Here is a 4,036-nt window from a genome sequence, read left to right as displayed (position 1 = left end):
AGAGCCAATATTTCCCCACAATACTTATCTACTTTAAAAATAAAACAACTTTTTCTGGTTGTCAAGGAGCGATCGCTCTTATTCCGTCATTGAGTCTCAAGGGGTTAGGGTTTGGAGACCAAACCCCTACAGTTACTTCAGTTATCAGTTATCAGGTTAAGGTTAAGGTTTGGAGACCAAATCCCTACAGTTATTTTAGCTCTAAAAAAAGAGCCAATATTTCCCCACAATACTTATCTACTTTGAAAATAAAACAACTTTTTCTGGCTGTCAAGGAGCGATCGCTCTTATTCCGTCATTGAGTCTCAAGGGGTTAGGGTTTGGAGACCAAACCCCTACAGTTATAATGGAAATTCCTCCTGAATTCTGACTCCTGAGTCCTGACTCCTAAAATTAAGCAATACTCCCTCGCTTCCGAGTCTCCTTATAAGAAGTTCCCACATTTTTCAAACCTGCTTTAATCATTTCCTGCTCCAACAAAGCAAAGAAACTTGCTCGATCGCCTCCCCTAACCACCGCTTGATTATGAGCTTCTGCTAATACCACCGGATAACCATAACCTTTCTGCACTTGAGCTAACATCATTCCTAACACTAACTCCAAGATTTCTTCATCTTCAGCCACCCATTCCGGCATATCAATTCTGGCAACTTCCGTACCAACATTCACATAACAAAAATAGATAGTATTATCCCCATATAAATCCAAAATTCTAGCAGAAGATTGCCATAAAGGGCTCCTTTCTCCAGGCTGTAATATTGAACCCCAAAATATTACATCTCGCAACGGTTCAAATGACTGACAAGGTGCTTTTTCCGTAAAACCAAATCCTCCTAACCCGACATTAGGACAATAACTAATACAGTCAGGTTCATCATAAATACAACCCTTTAAACGTAAAAAAGACAAACTTTCATTACTGCGAGAAGCACTCAAATAACCAATCAAAGGAATGCCAGCCAATTTTAATTTATTCCAAGCATCTAAAATAGGATTTAAAATTTTATCCCGTGCTTCAGAAGGCAAAGATTCTAAGAACCAATAAATTAACGAACCATCAACCATAGCTAATATTGGCGAACCTAAATTATCAGAATTATTTTTCACCCATTCACAACCTAATTCTGCCAAAACCAAAGCCTCAGAAATAGTCCGTCGATAACCCATCCATTCTTCAGTTTTAATTCCCCATTGTCGAGAAATATAAAGGTCATCTGCTTCATAAAAAATTTCTGGGATACTATCTAAAAGCGGATAAATACTTTCCCCATAATGCAACATTACTCGCCCAATATTTAACAAATAACAATAAGCAATTTCATGGTGACTTGGAGCTATTTGAGAACCATCCGTAGCAAATACCGTATGATTTTTAGGAGGCAGATTAATCAGAGGGTAAGTATCTAAAGATTCTATAGGAACAGCAGGATTAAAAAGTAAGCGATCGCTCCAACTTTCCTCTAATTCTAATAATTCTTCTTGTTCATTTTTTGCCTCTGCCAATAATTGTTGAGCTATCTCTAATCTATTTTGAGCAGCCAGAGCTTCTTTTGTCAGATGTTGACTCATCCCTTGCATTTGTTGTGCTAGTTTTGTTAGGTCTAGCATAGTTTTAATTTCCTAATTTTTAGAGTATTAAGTTAGAAGGAAGAAGGAAAAAGGAATAAGGTAAGAAGGAATCAATCTTCTTTATTTTTCAGATAATTCAGAAAGAGAATTAAGTTAGAAGGAAGAAGAAAAAAGGAATAAGGTAAGAAGGAATCAATCTTCTTTTTTTTCAGATAACTCAGAAAGAGAATTAAGTTAGAAGGAAGAAGGAATAAGGAAAAAGGAATAAGGTAAGAAGGAATCAATCTTCTTTTTTTTCAGATAATTCAGAAAGATAATTAAGTTAGAAGGAAGAAGGAATAAGCAAGAAGGGAAAAAGGAATCAATCTTCTTTTTTTTCAGAAAGAGAAATAAATATACTAGAAAAATATTATTTCCGATGTTTCAGTTTTTTCCTTAATGTTCAACCAGCCTTACTCCTTCCTCCCTGAGTCAAATTATAGCGGTTTTGACTCATGTTGACTACAAAACTTCTTCCTTCTTGCTTTTTAGAATTGCTATATTTCCTAAATTTGAATTTTTTTCCGAACCTTTTTCCTTCTTCCTTTTTCCTTCCATTAGGATTGCTATATTTACCTAAATTTGAATTTTTTTCCGAACCTTCTTCCTTCTTCCTTCTTCCTTCCATTAGGATTGCTATATTTCCTAAATTTGAGTTTTTTCGGAACCTTCTTACTTCTTACTTCTTCCTTCTTCCTTCCATACAGAAAAATCCTGACAAAACTGAGCAGAAGATAATAAACCAATAGGTGGATGTTGATATACAGAATCTCGTTCTTTCTGAGTATTGTAACCCCAGTCAGCCAAAAATAATTCTACCTCTTTTAAATCTGATTGTTTTTGTACCGATAGTAAAGTTTTCAACCTATCTTCAACAAACCAAATAATTGCACCTTCACCTAAGTCTGCCAATAAAATTTTCAGAGTTTCATATTTCGGACGTTTACATTCTTTACCAATAATATTTGCTTCCGGTAAATTAACACCTTGTTTTTGTAATAGGGAACGAACAAACCTTCCCTCCTTAGTTGTTACAATAAAAAGTTTAACCTCCGATACCATTAACTCTTTTACCTTTTCCACAACCCCTGGATAAAATTCATGTAAAGACAACCACCCTTCTAAATCTTTTGCTATCCATTCATCCCTAGTACGATCTAAACAAGTACCTATTTCTGCTCTATCTAGATTTTCCTCAATAACAATTTTTTCAGCGATCGCTTGCCATTCCTGAAAAATACTTTCCTCTTCTATACCTAATATTAAAGCTCGAATTAAAACAGGCATTTCCCAACCAATTTCAATGACAGGACGTAACCGATAAAATTTTTCTGCTAAATCATTATTAGGTACTTCATCCGATGCTTGCCAAATTTGACAGTAGGTACGCCAAGCTGTTTGAAAATATTCAATCAACCCATTGCATAAAACGCCATCAAAGTCAAGAGCTATAAGATTAGGAGTTTTTGTTGGCATAATCATTTCAGTTATCAATTATCAGTTGTTGTCAGTTAAGACAACTATCTCTATCATTTTCCCTCTTTTTTCACAATTTATAACAATTGAAGCAAAGGGCGCGGACATTTCTCAATTATTAAACATGGAGTAGGGAGTAGGGAGTAGGGAGTAAGAGAAAGAATTGATGACTTATACGCAATAATTGATTTGATTATTGATTATCACGCATAAGTCTATTAAGTAGCGTTATACCCGTTCTCCTTTCTTCCTTCTCCCTTCTTCCTTCTTCCTTCCATTTTAGATATTGCATTTTTTAACAAAAGTATCCTTTTTGCTTTAAGTATGGTTAGAATAACTACAGGTTTATTAAAATTTAAGAATTATTTTTGTCAGAAGGCCAAAAAGTCAAAAGTAGTGGTTCTAAATTATGTATGGATAAACCAATTTTAATGATGGAGAAGTAAAATTATGAGTACAAATGGAACTATGACAGAAACTAATAAAACTACTGATACTACCACCAAACCTAATACTCAAAGTAGTCAGCCAACAAAATTGGAGCAAGGTTCTCAACAACGCACCACTTTACAAGTAGAAACCAAACCAGTACAAGAAAAGCAAGTAGAAGAGGCTCAAGAGTCTGGAAAATTAGCCTTACCTGGAAATCGTCCTATTGGTACAACTCATCTTAAGTATACTAGAACAATTTCCAATCGTCCGATAGTTTCAACTGGTCTTAAAGTTGACCATACAATGTCTGCTTCTGGGATTCGTCCAGTAGTAGTTAGTGGATTAGAAGTTCATGGTACAATTACTGCTTCTGGAGTTCGTCCAATTGGTACTAATCATCTAGAAGTTGAACAAACTGTGATGAATCGTCCAGTTGCTTCTAATCAGATTGATAGTGAAGGTTTGATGGGTTTTTTAGATTAGAATTTAACTATTAATATAATTTAGAAAGCGTGTCTAA

At 34.9% G+C, this 4,036-nt stretch carries 4 protein-coding genes; 2 read left to right on the top strand and 2 right to left on the bottom strand.

Going from position 1 to position 4,036, the window contains the following annotated elements; all coding sequences use genetic code 11:
• On the top strand, nt 1–302 hold a 302-nt coding region (locus tag AFK68_RS10795; RefSeq protein WP_210407344.1), incomplete at its 5' end, for a hypothetical protein.
• Between the two features lie 91 nt (nt 303–393).
• Here the strand turns inward: AFK68_RS10795 and AFK68_RS10790 are convergent.
• Both AFK68_RS10790 and AFK68_RS10780 read right to left on the bottom strand, forming a co-directional pair.
• Complete coding sequence (locus AFK68_RS10790; RefSeq protein ID WP_094672703.1) at nt 394–1,608, bottom strand: DNA double-strand break repair nuclease NurA; 1,215 nt, start codon at nt 1,606–1,608, stop codon at nt 394–396.
• A 672-nt stretch (nt 1,609–2,280) separates the two neighbouring features.
• Entirely contained in the window at nt 2,281–3,084 is an 804-nt protein-coding gene (locus AFK68_RS10780) for an HAD family hydrolase (RefSeq protein WP_094672701.1), read from the bottom strand.
• A gap of 450 nt (nt 3,085–3,534) precedes the next feature.
• On the opposite strand from AFK68_RS10780, the gene AFK68_RS10775 reads away from it, so the two are divergent.
• Nucleotides 3,535–3,999, top strand: a complete 465-nt coding sequence (locus tag AFK68_RS10775; RefSeq protein ID WP_094672700.1) for a hypothetical protein — start codon at nt 3,535–3,537, stop codon at nt 3,997–3,999.
• Nucleotides 4,000–4,036: the final 37 nt, after the last annotated feature.

This window comes from Hydrocoleum sp. CS-953, assembly GCF_002260545.1.
In the GTDB taxonomy this organism is placed as follows: Bacteria; Cyanobacteriota; Cyanobacteriia; order Cyanobacteriales; family Microcoleaceae; genus Trichodesmium.
The sequence above is the reverse complement of the archived record's forward strand: the minus strand, read 5'-3'. Positions and strand labels throughout refer to the sequence as shown.

What these genes read in the sequence shown, in the direction of transcription:
- AFK68_RS10790 (WP_094672703.1), bottom strand. Translation starts at nt 1,608, where the DNA reads ATGCTAGACCTAACAAAACTAGCACAACAAATGCAAGGGATGAGTCAA.
- AFK68_RS10780 (WP_094672701.1), bottom strand. Translation starts at nt 3,084, where the DNA reads ATGCCAACAAAAACTCCTAATCTTATAGCTCTTGACTTTGATGGCGTT.
- AFK68_RS10775 (WP_094672700.1), top strand. Translation starts at nt 3,535, where the DNA reads ATGAGTACAAATGGAACTATGACAGAAACTAATAAAACTACTGATACT.